This is a genomic window from Sphingosinithalassobacter tenebrarum, assembly GCF_011057975.1.
GTDB classification, from domain to species: Bacteria; Pseudomonadota; Alphaproteobacteria; order Sphingomonadales; family Sphingomonadaceae; genus Sphingomonas; species Sphingomonas tenebrarum.
This window is the reverse complement of record NZ_CP049109.1, coordinates 15,168-29,903: the sequence shown is the minus strand read 5'-3', so window position 1 is coordinate 29,903 and position 14,736 is coordinate 15,168. Positions and strand designations below refer to the sequence as shown.

General features: G+C 65.9%; 20 protein-coding genes. 5 read left to right on the top strand and 15 right to left on the bottom strand.

The features are described 5' to 3' along the window. Positions 1–10 precede the first annotated feature (10 nt). Positions 11–808, top strand: a complete 798-nt coding sequence (locus G5C33_RS00170) for an SDR family oxidoreductase (protein WP_165325363.1) — start codon at positions 11–13, stop codon at positions 806–808. Positions 809–814: 6 nt separating this feature from the next. Here the strand turns inward: G5C33_RS00170 and G5C33_RS00165 are convergent, their stop codons facing one another. Both G5C33_RS00165 and G5C33_RS00160 read right to left on the bottom strand, forming a co-directional pair. Then, positions 815–1,390, bottom strand: coding sequence for a septal ring lytic transglycosylase RlpA family protein (locus G5C33_RS00165; protein ID WP_165325362.1), 576 nt, complete (start codon positions 1,388–1,390; stop codon positions 815–817). A 43-nt stretch (positions 1,391–1,433) separates the two neighbouring features. Beyond that, complete coding sequence (locus G5C33_RS00160; RefSeq protein ID WP_165325361.1) at positions 1,434–1,730, bottom strand: 4a-hydroxytetrahydrobiopterin dehydratase; 297 nt, start codon at positions 1,728–1,730, stop codon at positions 1,434–1,436. Between the two features lie 46 nt (positions 1,731–1,776). Here G5C33_RS00160 and G5C33_RS00155 point away from each other — a divergent pair, with 46 nt between their 5' ends. The 3 genes from G5C33_RS00155 (at position 1,777) to G5C33_RS00145 (ending at position 3,525) form a co-directional block, all read left to right on the top strand. Next, positions 1,777–2,175, top strand: a complete 399-nt coding sequence (locus G5C33_RS00155) for a metallopeptidase family protein (protein ID WP_165325360.1) — start codon at positions 1,777–1,779, stop codon at positions 2,173–2,175. After that, on the top strand, positions 2,172–2,753 hold the full coding sequence (gene ccmA / locus G5C33_RS00150) for a heme ABC exporter ATP-binding protein CcmA (protein WP_206518600.1): 582 nt from the start codon (positions 2,172–2,174) through the stop codon (positions 2,751–2,753). Before G5C33_RS00155 ends, ccmA begins: the two co-directional genes overlap by 4 nt. 127 nt (positions 2,754–2,880) lie before the next feature. Next, positions 2,881–3,525 (top strand): heme exporter protein CcmB, encoded by a 645-nt coding sequence (locus tag G5C33_RS00145; RefSeq protein ID WP_165325359.1) that lies wholly within the window; start codon positions 2,881–2,883, stop codon positions 3,523–3,525. Here the strand turns inward: G5C33_RS00145 and G5C33_RS00140 are convergent. From G5C33_RS00140 to coxB, 13 genes are all read right to left on the bottom strand, one after another. Then, positions 3,522–4,391 (bottom strand): class I SAM-dependent methyltransferase, encoded by an 870-nt coding sequence (locus G5C33_RS00140; protein ID WP_165325358.1) that lies wholly within the window; start codon positions 4,389–4,391, stop codon positions 3,522–3,524. The genes G5C33_RS00145 and G5C33_RS00140 overlap by 4 nt on opposite strands. A gap of 127 nt (positions 4,392–4,518) precedes the next feature. Then, a complete protein-coding gene (gene thrC / locus G5C33_RS00135; protein ID WP_165325357.1) occupies positions 4,519–5,919 on the bottom strand; it encodes a threonine synthase in 1,401 nt (466 codons plus the stop codon). Positions 5,920–5,962: 43 nt separating this feature from the next. Next, complete coding sequence (locus G5C33_RS00130) at positions 5,963–6,619, bottom strand: SURF1 family protein (RefSeq protein ID WP_206518675.1); 657 nt, start codon at positions 6,617–6,619, stop codon at positions 5,963–5,965. Further along, entirely contained in the window at positions 6,619–7,014 is a 396-nt protein-coding gene (locus tag G5C33_RS00125; protein ID WP_165325355.1) for a DUF983 domain-containing protein, read from the bottom strand. The genes G5C33_RS00130 and G5C33_RS00125 overlap by 1 nt, the downstream gene beginning before the upstream one ends. A gap of 7 nt (positions 7,015–7,021) precedes the next feature. Beyond that, complete coding sequence (locus G5C33_RS00120) at positions 7,022–7,528, bottom strand: DUF3291 domain-containing protein (protein WP_165325354.1); 507 nt, start codon at positions 7,526–7,528, stop codon at positions 7,022–7,024. Continuing rightward, positions 7,528–8,361, bottom strand: a complete 834-nt coding sequence (locus tag G5C33_RS00115) for a cytochrome c oxidase subunit 3 (RefSeq protein WP_165325353.1) — start codon at positions 8,359–8,361, stop codon at positions 7,528–7,530. Before G5C33_RS00115 ends, G5C33_RS00120 begins: the two co-directional genes overlap by 1 nt. 76 nt (positions 8,362–8,437) lie before the next feature. Then, positions 8,438–8,974, bottom strand: coding sequence for a cytochrome c oxidase assembly protein (locus tag G5C33_RS00110; RefSeq protein ID WP_165325352.1), 537 nt, complete (start codon positions 8,972–8,974; stop codon positions 8,438–8,440). Then, positions 8,971–9,165 (bottom strand): hypothetical protein, encoded by a 195-nt coding sequence (locus G5C33_RS00105; RefSeq protein WP_165325320.1) that lies wholly within the window; start codon positions 9,163–9,165, stop codon positions 8,971–8,973. The genes G5C33_RS00110 and G5C33_RS00105 overlap by 4 nt, the downstream gene beginning before the upstream one ends. Further along, a complete protein-coding gene (locus G5C33_RS00100; protein WP_165325351.1) occupies positions 9,162–10,076 on the bottom strand; it encodes a heme o synthase in 915 nt (304 codons plus the stop codon). The genes G5C33_RS00105 and G5C33_RS00100 overlap by 4 nt, the downstream gene beginning before the upstream one ends. A gap of 76 nt (positions 10,077–10,152) precedes the next feature. Further along, on the bottom strand, positions 10,153–10,572 hold the full coding sequence (locus tag G5C33_RS00095; protein WP_165325350.1) for an NUDIX hydrolase: 420 nt from the start codon (positions 10,570–10,572) through the stop codon (positions 10,153–10,155). A gap of 23 nt (positions 10,573–10,595) precedes the next feature. Continuing rightward, positions 10,596–11,090, bottom strand: a complete 495-nt coding sequence (locus G5C33_RS00090; protein WP_165325349.1) for a DUF805 domain-containing protein — start codon at positions 11,088–11,090, stop codon at positions 10,596–10,598. Positions 11,091–11,202: 112 nt separating this feature from the next. Beyond that, positions 11,203–12,870: a cytochrome c oxidase subunit I gene (gene ctaD, locus G5C33_RS00085; protein ID WP_165325348.1), complete on the bottom strand. Its 1,668-nt coding sequence runs from the start codon at positions 12,868–12,870 to the stop codon at positions 11,203–11,205. 3 nt (positions 12,871–12,873) lie between these two features. Continuing rightward, positions 12,874–13,965, bottom strand: a complete 1,092-nt coding sequence (coxB, locus tag G5C33_RS00080; protein ID WP_165325347.1) for a cytochrome c oxidase subunit II — start codon at positions 13,963–13,965, stop codon at positions 12,874–12,876. A gap of 184 nt (positions 13,966–14,149) precedes the next feature. Here coxB and pyrE point away from each other — a divergent pair, with 184 nt between their 5' ends. Next, complete coding sequence (gene pyrE, locus G5C33_RS00075) at positions 14,150–14,734, top strand: orotate phosphoribosyltransferase (RefSeq protein WP_165325346.1); 585 nt, start codon at positions 14,150–14,152, stop codon at positions 14,732–14,734. Positions 14,735–14,736 lie beyond the last annotated feature (2 nt).

Here is a 14,736-nt window from a genome sequence, read left to right as displayed (position 1 = left end):
GAGAGCGGATGTGAGCGGAGAGGTACCGGCAATCTTCATTACCGGCGGCGCGTCGGGCATCGGACGGGCGGTAGCGCAGCGCTTCGCGCGCGAGGGCTGGCGCGTGGGGCTGGCCGACATCAACGCTGACGGCATGGCGGAAACCGCCGCCTCGATCCCCGACGGCGCGGTTACGCGGCATCTGCTGGATGTGCGCGACCGGACGGCGTGGGACGGCGCGCTGGCTGAATTCGCCGAAGCGAGCGGCGGTCGTATCGATGTGCTGATGAACAATGCCGGGATCGCCGTTTCCGGCCCCTTCGCGCAGACGTCGACCGAAGATTTCGAGCGGATCGTGGCGATCAATCTGATGGGAGTCGTGCACGGCGCGCATGCCGGGTATCGCTGGCTCAAGGCGACGCCGGGAAGCTGCCTGCTCAACACCGCCTCGGCAGCCGCGATATGGGGTACGCCGGGCGCGGCCATTTACTCGGCGACGAAGGCGGGCGTGAAGGCGCTTTGCGAATCGCTCGACGCGGAATGGGCGGGCGACGCGATCAAGGTGCGCTGCCTGATGCCCGGTTTCATCGACACGCCGCTGCTCGACGAAGCGGTCACCGGCACCAATTTGCAGGTTCGCGATCGCGTGCGCGCGATGGGGCTGGAATTCACGCCGCTCGAAACGGTCGGCGAAGCCGCCTGGCAGGCAGTGCGCGGCGATGCGCTGCATGTTCCGGTGGGAAAAACGGCAAAGCGGCTGCGGTTCGCCACGCGCTGGCTTCCCGGTCGGCTGCGCGCGCGCCTGCGCGGCAGCGGGTTGCGCCGGTGAACGGGCTCAGATCAGCAAACTGAGCCGGACGCGCGCAGTGCCGCGGTCGAGTATCCCCAGCTTGCGCGCGGCGCCTTCCGACAGGTCGATCACGCGCCGCCCGTGATAGGGGCCGCGATCGTTGATCCGCACGACGACGCTGCGCCCGGAGCGCGTGTCGGTAACGCGCACGCGGCTGCCCATCGGCAGTGTGCGGTGCGCGGCGGTCATCTTCGACGGATCGAACCGTTCGCCATTGGCAGTCGGATTGCCGACCAGCCCGGGGCCGTAATAGCTCGCCTCGCCGGTGCCGAGCATCCGCGACACGCCTTCCGCGACACGCCGGGTCGCCGTTGCGATCGGCGATGGCGCCGGAGTCTCGATCTCGGCTGCCGGAATCGTTGCGTCGACGCCTGCCACGCCCTTGCCCAGCATCACCCGGTGGCGCGCTTCGGGAACGCGCGCCAGCGACCAGGCAAGCGCGACGATCCCCAGGACCGCGGCCACCAGGACGACGCGCAACAGCCGGTTTTCGAGCTTCAGTCGAACGAAGGCGCGCAGCCTGGCGCGCCGCGAAGGGAGCGTCTGGGACAATTCTGCCATAGCCTGTCAGCGGACGAGGGCGGCAAAGAGTTCCCGCCAAGCGTCAGTCGGAGGAAAGCAGCGCTTCGATATCGCGCGCCATCTGAACGTCGCGCTGCGAAAGCCCGCCAGCGTCATGCGTGGTCAGCAATATGTCGACTCGATTATAGACGTTCGACCATTCGGGATGGTGATCCGCCTTTTCCGCGAGCAGCGCGACTCGCGCCATGAACGCGAAGGCCTCGGAAAAGTCGGCGAAGGTGAAGCGGCGTGAAATCGCGTCGCGTTCGGCATTGTGAATCCACGCGCCCAGCTCGGCGAGTGCGTTCTGCCGTGCCTTGTCGCTGAGTTGGTCGACCATGTTTCACTCCTTGCCGTTGCTTTGCCGCGCGGCCTATGGCGGACCCATGACTGGGCATGGCCATCAACCCGACGCGGATGAAATCGAACGGCTCGCGCGCGCCGCGCTGGCGCGCATTCCCGAGCCCTTTGCATCCCATCTGGGAAATGTGGTGCTGATTGTCGAGGAGTTCGCCGATCGCGAAACGCTCGAGCGGATGGGGATCGACAGCCGCTGGGGTCTGCTCGGCCTGTATCACGGTCTGCCGATCGGCGATAAGTCGAGCTTCGACAGCGGGGGGCTTCCTGACCGCATCCATTTGTACCGCCAGCCGATGCTGGCCGCGGCGGTACAGGAAGACGTGACACCTGCGCAGATGGTCAATCATGTCGTGGTGCATGAAGTGGGGCATCATTTCGGGTTGTCCGACGATGATATGCACATGCTCGAGGAGTCGGCGGATTGAGCGCTGACGCGGCTCTCGCTCTGCACGATCTGGCCTGTTTTCGCGGTGGACGGCTGTTGTTCAAGGGCGTGTCGCTGGCGCTGGCACCGGGCGAGGCGGCGCAGGTGACGGGGCCGAACGGGGCGGGGAAATCGAGCCTGATCCGCGTTGTCGCAGGCCTGCTGGCGCCTGCAGCGGGACGTGTGGAATGCGAAGGCGCGCGGGCGCTGATGGCGGAAAGCGCGGCACTCGATGCGGAACGGCCGCTCGGCGCGGGGCTGCGATACTGGGCTGCGATGGACGGGCACGGCGATGCCGTGACCGTGGCACTGGCGGCTGTGAGGCTTGCCGACCTGACCGATGTGCCGGTGCGGCTGCTTTCGACAGGCCAGCGGCGGCGTGCGGCGCTGGCGCGGGTGGTGGCGAGCGGGGCGCCGATCTGGCTGCTCGACGAACCGGCCAACGGGCTTGATGTCGCTTCGGTGGGCGTGCTCGAGGCGCTGATTGCGGCGCATCGCGAAGCTGGCGGAATCGCGCTGGTGGCGACGCATCTGCCAGTGGCGCTGCCCGGGGCGAAGGTGCTGGAGCTGGGATCGTGACGTTCCGGCTATCATTCCCGTTGGCCCTGAGCCTGTCGAAGGGCCGTCCTGCCTTTTTCAAGGTTGCGAGAAGAAGGACGGGGCTTCGACAAGCTCAGCCCCAACCGATCGGAGGGGGCAAGGAAGCATGACCGGCTTCACCGCCATCGCCTGGCGCGAATTGCGGCGCGCATGGAGCTCGGGGGGGCTGGTCTTCCCGGTCGCCTTTTTCCTGCTCGTGGCGATTCTCTTTCCCTTCGCGATCGGGCCCGACGGGAAGTTGCTCGCGCGCGTGGGCGGCGGGGTGATCTGGGCGGCGGCGGTGCTCGCGGCTTTGCTGCCGGTCGAGCGGCTGGTCGCGCCCGATCAGGAAACGGGCGTGCTCGATCAATATGCCGTGCGCGGCATACCCGACACGATGGTCGCGGCGGCCAAGATGGCGGGGCACTGGCTGGGCTTCGCGCCGCCTTTGCTGGCGGCGACTGTGATTGCCGCGGCGTTGCTTAACCTGTCGGGCGAGCAGCTCGGGCAGGTGCTGGTGGCCCTCGCCATCGGCACGCCGGGGCTGGCGGCGCTCGGTGTGGCGACGGCGGCGCTGGTCGCGGGGCTGCGCGGCGCGGGGGCGCTGGCGGGGCTAGTGATGCTGCCCTTTGCCGTGCCGCTGCTGATCTTCGGCGCCGGATCGCTCGACGGGCAGGCGAGTGCGCTCAAGCTGCTTGGCGCTGTCAGTCTGTTGCTGGTGGCGGGGTGTCCGTTCGTGGCGGGTGCGGCGATTCGGATGGGGCGGAGCTAGCGGCTCCACCGCGCGAAGATAGCGGTGGGCAAGAGCAGCCCGCGCGCTTCCTCGCGCACTGTCAGTTCGCCGCATTCGATTGTGCCGCCCAGATCGGCGAAATGCTGGCGCATCAGCTCGCCGATCGCCAGCGCGGACATGCGGACGGCATAGACGGTGAGGAAGCAGAAGCGCGAATTTTCGTCGAGTAGCTGGCGGCAATCGGCGATCAGTTGCGGCAGGCCGGTTTCGAGCTGCCAGATTTCCTTGCCCGGTCCGCGCCCATATTTGGGCGGATCGAGCAGGATGCCGTCATAGCGGCGGCCGCGCCGCACCTCGCGCGCGACGAACTTGCCCGCGTCCTCGACCAGCCAGCGGATCGGCCGATCGGCCATGCCCGACAGTATGGCGTTGTTTCGCGCCGCCTCGACCGATTTCTTCGACGCATCGACATGGACCATGTTCGCGCCAGCCGCCGATAATGCCAGCGTGCCGACGCCGGTATAGCCGAACAGGTTCATGCACTCGGGCGCGTGCGCGCCATCGAGCTTGCCGCGCATCCAGTCCCACACCGGCGCCATGTCGGGGAAGAAGCCGAGATGGCGGAAGGGGGTGTTCTGGGCAGTGAAAGTTACTTCGCGCCAGTTGAGCGGCCAGCCTTCGCGCGGCGTGGGCTGGTGATACTGCCAGCGGCCGCCGCCATCCTCGTCCGATCCGGGCACGAATTCGCCATGCGCGTCCCAGGCGTCGCTGGCGGGCGCCCACATCGCCTGCGGTTCGGGGCGGATGAAGCGATAGTCGCCATAGCGTTCGAGCTTGCGGCCGTTGCCGCAATCGATCAGGCCGTAATCGGCCCAGGGTTCGCCGGTGAGGGTGACTAGCTGCAATTTTCCCTCCCCGTTCGGTTCGAGCAGCTTCGAGCGAAGTCGAGAAGCGACCGTCGTGAACCGGTTCTCGACTTCGGATCTCGACAAGCTCGATCCTGCGCTCGAACCCAACGGAGGGGGGTGAACATCACGCCTTCGGTACCGCCCGTTCCGCGATATACTCCGTCACTGCCGCATACGTCCCCGGCAGCACATCATAGCGCTCCTGCCGTTCGAACAGATCACCGACGCGGCCCGGCAGCGGCGCGCGGCTGCCGGTGGCGCGTTCGACTGCGTCGGGGAATTTCGCCGGATGCGCGGTCGCCAGCGTCACCACCGGCACGGCGGGGTCGAGATCGACGCGGCGCGCGGCGGCGAGACCGATCGCGGTGTGCGGATCGATGACGTTGCCTGCTTCGGACGCGGCCCAGCGCATCGCTTCGTTCATATGGCCGGGCTCAACCCGGTCGCTGGCGAAGAGCGCGGCGGCCCCTTCGCGCTGCGCGTTGGTGAGGCGCATTGCGCGGCTCGATTCGAAACCGCGCATCTGCCCGGCCATCGCGTTGCCGTCGCGGCCGGCGAGATCGAACAGCAGCCGCTCGAAATTGGAGCTCACCTGAATGTCCATCGACGGCGCGGCCGTGGGCGTTACCGTGCCGGTCGAATAGTCGCCGCTCGAAAGCGCGCGGTGGAGAATGTCGTTGACGTTGGTCGCGACGATCAGCTTTTCGACCGGCAGCCCCATCTTCGCCGCGACATAGCCCGCGAAAACGTCGCCGAAATTGCCGGTCGGGACCGAGAAGGCCACTTTGCGCTCGGGCGCGCCCAGCCGGACGGCGGCGTAGAAATAATAGACCACCTGCGCCATCAGCCGTGCCCAGTTGATCGAATTGACTGCCGACAGGCGGAAGCGAGCCGAAAAGGCAGGATCGTTGAACATCGCCTTCACCAGCGCCTGCGCATCGTCGAAACTGCCTTCGATCGCGATGTTGTGGACGTTGGGGGCGAGGACGGTGGTCATCTGGCGGCGCTGGACGTCGCTCACGCGCCCCTTGGGGTGGAGCATGAAGATATCGACGCCCGTCCGGCCCGCCACGGCGTCGATCGCGGCGCTGCCGGTATCGCCCGACGTCGCGCCGACGATGGTGAGATGCGTGTCGGTCCCGGTGAGGAATTTCTCGAAGAAGCGGCCGAGCAGCTGGAGCGCGACATCCTTGAACGCGAGCGTGGGGCCGTGGAACAGCTCGAGCAGCCAGTTGCGTTCATCCAGCTGGACGAGCGGTGTGACGGCGGCGTGCGCGAACCGGCCATAGGCGCGGGTGCACAGGGCGCGCAGCTCTTCCTCGGTCAGGTCCTCGCCAACGAAAGGCGCCATCACGCGAATGGCGGTTTCGACATAGCTCAGCCCGCGCAGCGCGGCGATGTCGTCGGTCGAAAAGGCCGGCCAGGATTCGGGAACATAGAGTCCGCCATCGGCCGCCAGGCCGGTCAGCGTGACGTCACGAAAGCCGAGCGTGGGCGCGGCGCCTCTGGTACTCTGATAGCGCATGGTGGGCGCTCGCTTAGCGGGGGTGGCGGCGGGCGGCAAGAAACTAGGGCTTGGCCGCGCCTTCGCCCGGGGTTTCCTCCTTCCGCTGTCGCCGGCGCAGCGCGAGCAGATAGATGATCACCGCGACGCCCGCGAACAGGAACCATTGCACCGCATAGGCAAGGTGGTTGTTGGGCAGGCCGGCCGGGTCCGGTGGTGTCGTTGCTTCGAGCCCCGGCGCCGGCGTGTCGGAAACGAGCATGAGCATGGTCGGGGCCGCTTCGTTGCTCAAGGCGGAACCGATCAGCGATTCGCTGCCCGGCGCGGCGGCGATCACGCCGTGGACTTCGCCGCCCTTCCAGTCGGGCTGAGCGTTGGGATCGTTGGTCACGCCCATGTCGACCAGCAGCACTGGGCCTTCGCCGCCGCCGGTCGCGCATTGCGCGATCATGCGATAGCCGGTGGTACCATCAACGCTGTGCCCCGCGCGCCGATCCCATCCGGTCGGGCGCAGGCAGAAGGCGCTGGCGCGGCGAAACAGATATTGCTCACCTACCGGCGGGCGGGGAAAGGCGATTTCGGGTTGTTCAAGCTTGCCCGAAAACTGTTCGATCAGCGCCAGCTTCCAGGTACGGCGATCCAGCTGCCAGAAACCCAGCGCGATCATCGCTGCGACAGCGAGCGCGACGATCAGCGTGGGCAGAAGCGGCAGGCGCGGCATCATTCGTCCCGCGCGATGCGCCCCTCGGCCGCCTTGTTGCGATATTCGAGTGCGAGCAGGAGCCCCTTGGCGAAATGCAGGGTGCCGACGACGAGAATCGCGGTCAGGGGAATCCACAGCACCGCATGCACCCAGAAGGGCGGCGCGAAGCTCAGTTCGACGATGATCGCAAGGACAGTGACCAGCGTGCCGATGCCGAGTGTCAGGAAGACGACCGGTCCGTCGCCGACATTGAACTGGTCATAGTCCAGCCCGCATGTGCTGCACTTGTCGGCATATTTGGCGACGCTCGCGAACAGGGTCTTCGCGCCGCAGCGCGGACAGGCACCCTTCAGGCCCGAATCGATAGGACGAGGTGCCGCTGGGCCGGCGGATGGGTCTTCGGATTGCGTCATCAGCTTTTCAGGCGGTGCCGACGCACCACGGGTCCGGTTTCATGTCGATCGGGGGAGCGCCCGATCCGGGGGCCGGGAAGCGCGCCTTGAAGGTGAAGGCATTGGGGCTCGGCCCGAATCGGTCGAGCATCCACAGCCGCGCCAGCCCTTCGTCGACATCGGGGATATGGCCAGCGGGCACCCACCACAGCGCCTGATAGGCGCTCTCGAACCGTTCGAACCAGTCGCGGCGTCTGGCCATCACCGGCGTGTGCGCGCTGCGATAGACGAATTCGAACAGCGATTCGGCATCGCTCCAGACCGACATGTTGACGATCAGTCGTGGATCGGGAGTCGGCTGCAGTCCGGTGGCGTTGCCGCCTTCCTCCTGCAGCCGCCAGACGAAGCCCGACGCGTCATCCGCCAGCGCGTTGACGCGGTCGAGCTGCGCGAAGAAGCCGGCGACCTCGGGCGCATCGGCCGGCGCGATCAGCCGGGCGATGTTGATCTGCGCGAGGTGCCAGCGCTCGCGCATCAGCCGTGGACCGGAGCGCCCCAGCCGCCCCAGACATAGACCGAGACGAAGAGGAACAGCCACACGACGTCGACGAAGTGCCAGTACCAGGCGGCGGCTTCGAAGCCGAAATGCTGGCGCGGCGTGAAGTCGCCCTTATAGGCGCGAATCAGGTTCACGATCAGGAAGATCGTGCCGACGATCACGTGAAAGCCGTGGAAGCCCGTCGCCATGTAGAAGGCGCCGCCATAGTTCGAACCGCCTTCGCTCGTCGCGGCGAAGGGGAAAGGCGCGTGCATATATTCATAGGCCTGGATCGAGGAGAAGATCAGGCCGAGGATGATCGTAAGCCACAGGCCCTTCTTCAATCCGTCGCGATCGCCGTGGATCAGCGCATGGTGCGCCCAGGTGACCGTCGTGCCCGAAAGCAGCAGAATGAAGGTGTTGAGCAGCGGCAGTTCAAAGGCGTTGATGACTTCCATGCCCGCGGGCGGCCACTGACCGCCGACTGCATCGACGGTTGCCGGGAACAGCGCGAAATCGAACCACGCCCAGAACCAGCCGACGAAGAACATCACTTCGGAAGCGATGAACAGGATCATGCCGTAGCGCAGATGCAGCTGCACGACCGGCGTGTGATCGCCGCCATTGGCTTCCTTGATCACATCGACCCACCAGGAGAACATGGTGAAGAGAACGCCGATCAGGCCTGCGCCGAACACCCACCAGTCGCCGGGCATTTCGTGCATGATCATCACGAGACCCGTCGTCATCACCAGCGCCGCCATCGAGCCGATCAGCGGCCAGGGGCTGGGGTTGAGAATGTGATATTGGTGGTTCTTGGCGCCGGCCATCGATTGTCCCTTTTGATCGTTCTTCCGCCGTGGAGCGGAAACGGCATGCCCCATGCCGCTTGGTATCGCAAACCCTCTAGCTTGGGCTTCGGCCCGAATCCACAGGGTAAAATGTGTAGGAAAGCGTGATTTCCTCGACATCGGCGGTGTCGGGGTCGTCGCGGACCGCCGGGTCGACATAGAAGATGACGGGCATCTTCACCGTTTCGCCGGGCTGCAGCGTCTGCTCGGTGAAACAGAAACACTGGATCTTGCGGAAATATTTGCCGACGCGCGCGGGCGTGACGTTGTAGGTCGCGCGCCCCGTCACCGGCTGGTCGCTGTTGTTGGTCGCGAAGTAAAAGGCCAGGTCGCGTCCGCCGATGTCGATCGTGTCGGACCGCCGTTCGGGCTTGAACTCCCAGTCGAGCCGCGGGTCGACGTTCGAATCGAAGCTGACGGTGACTTTCTGGCCGCTTTCGCCCGGCGCCTGCAGCCCGCGACTGACCGTGCCGTTGAGGCCGGTGATCTGGCAGAAGGCGCGGTAGAGCGGCACGCTGGCGAAACCGAGGCCGGTCATCCCGACGACGCCGGCGGCGGCGAGCAATCCGGTGCGCACCTTGCGGCTGATCATGTCGCGTATCCGGTCGCGATCTTGACGATCGAAATGGCGAAAACGAGCACCACGAAGGCGCCGAGCAGCACCGCGGTGACCAGCGCGCGCGACTTTTGCCGCTTGCGGATCAGCGCATCGGTTTCGGCCCGGGTCGGTTCGGCCTCCGCGGTGCCGCCGTGCATCAGATCGTCATTGCGATGGTCGCTCATGCCAGCACCCACCGATCGGCGACGAGCGCGCCGAAGATCAGGAAAAGATAGAGGATCGACCATGCGAAGAGCCGCTTTTCGGGCTTCATCGTGTCGTTCTCGCCCGTCTTGCGAAGCATCACCGCAAGCGCCAGCGCGCCGAACACGCCGTTGAGCAGCAGCGAGGCGACGCCGTAGATCGCCCCGGTCAGCCCCAGCGCCCAGGGCGCGAGCCCGGCGGCGATCATCGGGACAGTGTAAAGGCCGATCTGCGTCCGCGTCGCCCGCTCGCCGGCGACGACGGGCAGCATCGGCACGCCGGCATTGGCATAGTCGCTCTTCACGAACAGCGCGAGCGCCCAGAAATGCGGCGGCGTCCAGAGAAATACGAGTGCGAAGAGCAGTACCGGCAGCAGCGAGACCTGCCCCGTCGCCGCCGCCCATCCGATCAGCGGCGGAAACGCACCCGCCGCGCCGCCGATCACGATATTCTGCGGCGTGCGGCGCTTGAGCCAGATCGTGTAGACAACGACGTAATAGAGGATCGAGGCGGTCAGGATCGCGGCCGACAGCAGGTTGACTGCGAAATACATCAGCACGACCGAAGCGACCGACAGGCCGACGCCGAAATGCAGCGCCGACTGGCGCTCCATCCGGCCGCCGGGCAGCGGGCGTCCGCGCGTGCGCTTCATCTTCGCGTCGAGATCGGCCTCATACCATTGGTTGAGCGCCGCCGCACCGCCTGCGCCCATCGCGATGCACAGGATCGCAGTGAAGGCGAGCACGGGATGGATCTGCGTCGGCGCGGCGAGCATGCCGCACAGGCCGGTGAAGACGACGAGCCGCATCACGCCCGGCTTGGTCAGCGCGAGAAAGTCGCGCCAGTCGGCGGGCACGTGCAAAGCGGACACGGATACAGGTGACGATGCCATGATGACGCGCGCTATACGCGCATCGCGCGCGCGGGAAAAGGGGGCCCGACGGGTAACGGTGGGGCGAAGGCGACTGCTACCGCGCGAGCCTGGCGAACAGCGGTAGCGCATGATCGCGCAGGAGATTGGCGAGCGGCAGGTCGCGGGCCGCTTCGGGCGTCACCCAGCGCGCTTCGGCGATCTCGGCGCCGGGCGCTGCCGCAAAGCGGGCCAGGCGCAGATGGTGGATGTCGCCCTCGACGATATGTCCGGGCTCGTTGGCGGCCGTTGCGCGAAACCTGCCCAGAAGGCGCGGTGCGCTTTCGTCGATCGCGAGCCCGAGCTCCTCGCGCAGCTCGCGGATCAGCGCTGCGGCCGGTGATTCGCCCGGCTCGATCTTGCCGCCCGGGAGCATAAAACAGTGCGAACCGGCCTTGCGAACGAGCAGGATATGCCCCTCGCCGTCATCGATCAGGGCGGCGGCGATACGGATGGTCGGCGCGACGTGACGAGTCATCGCGTCCCCTTATACCGGCGCGCCTACCTGTAATAGCGCAGACCCCGCCGCCCCAGCATGGCGAGCTTCGTCTGTTCGGCCAGCAGCTCGGCCTGCCGATCGAACTGTGCCTGCGATTGCCAGCCGCGCGGATCGGGGCCGAAGCGATTGGGGCCGATCGTCGCGGGGGAAACCAGCAGGGTGAGCCAGAGGATCGCCGCGATCGTGCCAAAGGGCGCGGCGGCGATGCCCGGCAGCGCAAGGCCGGCGGCCAGGGGGAAGGCGAGCAGCGCTCCCCAGCCGCGCCGGTTCATATCATGCAGTCGAGCGGCAGCGAGCCATGCTGCGAGCAGTCCGGCGAAAACATGGGGAAGGAGCGCGCGCCAAGGCGTGGCGGCAATATCGCGCAAACTGATGTGCGGCGAGGCATCGAGACGGGCGAGGCCCGCCAGCGCCAGTGCGCTAGCAGCCGCGAGCATCAGCGAAAAGCGCAGAAAGCTGGTTCGCGTCATGCGCGCGGTGACGTCGGCCAGTCGCACGCGCATCCCCTTTTGCGTCCGATTCCCCGACGCATTTTACCCGCAAGCCGCGCAAAGAAAAACGCCCCGGAGTCTCCTCCGGGGCGTTTCCTGTCTCGCTTCGAAACCGCGATCAGTGATGCGGGGTGTCCTCGATCACCGGCAGCGTTTCGAACTGGTGGAACGGCGGCGGGCTCGTCAGTGTCCATTCGAGCGTCGTCGCGCCTTCGCCCCAGGGATTGTCCTCGGCCTGACGGCCGGCGAGCAGCGACATGATGATGTTCACGAAGAAGATCAGCACGCCCACGCCCATGATGACGTAACCCCAGCTGGCGATTTCATTCCAATAGGCAAAGGCATCGGGATAGTCGGGGTAGCGACGCGGCATGCCCTGCAGGCCCAGGAAGTGCATCGGGAAGAACAGCACGTTCACGCCGATGAAGAACACCCAGAAGTGCAGCTGGCCGAGGAACTCGTTGTACATCTTCCCGAACATTTTCGGGAACCAGTAGTAGAAGCCCGCGAACAGCGCGAACACCGCGCCCAGCGACAGCACATAGTGGAAGTGGGCGACAACGTAATAGGTGTCGTGGACGACATCGTCGAAGCCGCCGTTCGCCAGCGCCACACCGGTGACACCGCCGACGGTGAACATGAAGATGAAGCCGATCGCCCAGACCATCGGGGTCTTGAAGGTGATCGAGCCGCCCCACATCGTGGCGATCCAGCTGAAGATCTTCACGCCTGTCGGCACGGCGATGACCATGGTCGCGGCAGTGAAGTACATCTTCACATTCACCGGCAGGCCGGTGGTGAACATGTGGTGCGCCCAGACGATGAAGCCGACCAGGCCGATCGCGACCATCGCATAGGCCATGCCGAGATAGCCGAACACCGGCTTGCGGCTGAACGTCGCGATGATCTGGCTGACGATGCCGAAGCCCGGCAGGATCATGATGTACACTTCGGGGTGGCCGAAGAACCAGAAGAGATGCTGGTACAGGATCGGGTCACCGCCATAGGCCGGATCGTAGAAGGCCGTACCGAAGTTGCGATCGGTCAGCAGCATGGTGATCGCGGCGGCCAGCACCGGCAGCGCGAGCAGCAGCAGGAAGGCGGTGATCAGCACCGACCACACGAACAGCGGCATCTTGTGCAGGGTCATGCCCGGCGCGCGCATGTTGAAGATGGTGGTGATGAAGTTGATCGCGCCGAGGATCGACGCGGCACCGGCAAGGTGCAGCGCGAAAATACCGAAATCGACCGAGGGTCCCGGTTCGCCATAGGTCGAGAGCGGGGCATAGACCGTCCAGCCCGTGCCCGCACCGCCGCCGACAAAGGGCGAGATCATCAGCGAGATGAAGCCCGACACGGTCAGCCAGAAGGAGATGTTGTTCATGCGCGGGAACGCCATGTCCGGCGCGCCGATCATGATCGGGACGAACCAGTTGCCGAAGCCGCCGATCATAGCGGGCATGACCATGAAGAACACCATGATCAGGCCGTGCGCGGTGATCAGCACGTTCCAGAAGTGGAGCGATTCGTCGAAGCTCTGTTCGCCACCGTGAATGAAGCTGGCGATGCCGCCGAGATACTGAATGCCCGGCTCGGCCAGTTCGAGGCGCATCACGCCCGAAATCGCGCCGCCGATGATCCCCGCGATAATGGCAAAGATCAGATAGAGCGTGCCGATATCCTTGTGGTTGGTCGACATGAACCAACGCGCGAAGAATCCCGGCGTGTGATGATCGTCATGCGCATGATCGCCATGCGCGGCGGGAGAGAGTGTCGTGTCGGTCATTGCTTATTCCACACTGGCGGGAGCGGAGGTCGAATTGCCCAGGGTCGGCAGGCTTCCGTCGGCGGGCGTTGCCGTGTCGTCGACGATGTCGGCGCCTTCCTGCGCCGGCGCCGCGTTCGACGGTTCGTCGGCGTCATCCGGCATCGAACCGCCCTTGGCGCGGACCCAGGCTTCGAATTCCTCGGGCGAAACCGCTTCGACCGCGATCGGCATATAGGCGTGACGCGCGCCGCACAGTTCCGAGCACTGGCCGAAATAAACGCCCGGCTCCTTGATGGTGAAAGTCGTCTCGTTGAGGCGGCCCGGAACCGCGTCCAGCTTCACCCAGAAGGCCGGGATCGCCCAGCTGTGGATCACGTCGCTCGCGGTGGTGATCAGCCGGATCGGCGTGTTGACCGGCAGCACCACGCGATTGTCGGTGGCGAGCAGGCGGGGGCCATCGACATCGGTGCGATAGCGCTGCCCCGCTTCGACTTCGTTGCGCTCCTTGAGCAGGTTGGCCGAGAAGGCGATGTCGCCATTGTCGGGATATTCGTACGACCAGAACCACTGGTTGCCGATCGCCTTCAGCGTGACGGCATTGTCGGGCGCGGGCTCATATTGCTTGGCGAGCAGGCGGATCGAGGGAACCGCGATCGCCAACAGGATCAGCACCGGGACGAGCGTCCAGACGATTTCGAGCGCGGTGTTGTGTGCGGTCTTGGACGGTTCCGGGTTCGCTGCGCGGCGGAAGCGGAAGATCACGATGCCGAGCAGGATCAGGACGAAGACCGAAATGCCGATCAGCACCGGCAGCAGGACATAATTGTGAAAGACATGTCCGTCGTCGCCGATCACCGAATACTGGTCCTGCAGGCCGATGCCGCCATTGACCGGCAGGCCGACGCCTTCCTTGGGGGCCACTTTCTGCGTGCCGTCGGGATTGAGCGTCGGATCGGCCGGAGTCGCTTCGGCGGTAGCCTCTGCGGCGGCGTCGGTCGTCGTCGCCTCGGTTGTGGTGCTTTCCGTCGCCGGAGCGGCGGTCGGTGTCTGGGCGTGTCCGGCGCTTCCCAGCGCCAGGCCCGCGGCCAGGACAATCGAAGTCAATCCAAGCATGCGCATCGTCAGTAATCACCCTTTTGCGGAGCGCCGGATTTTCCCGGTCGCAGGCGGTCAGCCGAGGCCTATACGCGGCCAACCCCCATGTCTCAAGCATGTCTTCCGGCTCTTTTCGGCGGTGGTTGCGGCGCGTCAAGCCGCGGCCTAAGGGAACCGCCGCGGCGATGGAGGGATAAAAGGCATGACCGGCGAGGAGATTCTGGCGGAGTTCCGCGACGCAGGCGCGCTGCTTGAGGGGCATTTCATTCTCTCCTCGGGGCTGCATTCGCCGGTGTTCCTGCAGAAGATGCGCATTTTCGAGGATCCCGCGCGCACCGGACGGGTGTGCGGCGCGCTCGCCGAACTGATCCGCGAGTCGTTCGGGCAGGTGGACATGGTCGTTTCGCCGGCGATCGGCGGTATCATTCCCGGATACGAGACTGCGCGCGGCCTAGGGTGTCTTGCCGTGTTCGTGGAGCGCGAGGATGGCGAGTTCCAGCTGCGCCGCGGGTTCGAGATTCCGCAAGGCGCGCGGATCGTCATGGTCGAGGATATCGTCACCACCGGGCTTTCCTCGCGCGAATGCATCGCCGCGATCCGAAGGCATCCGGGCGAATTGCTCGGCGCGGCGTGCATCGTCGATCGCTCGAACGGGGCGGCCGATATCGGCGTGCCGCTCGTTTCGCTGCTCAGGATGGACGTGCCCGCCTATCCCGCCGATCAGTTGCCGCCCGAACTCGCCGCGCTTCCGGCGACGAAGCCGGGCAGCCGGGCGATTGCGGGGTAATC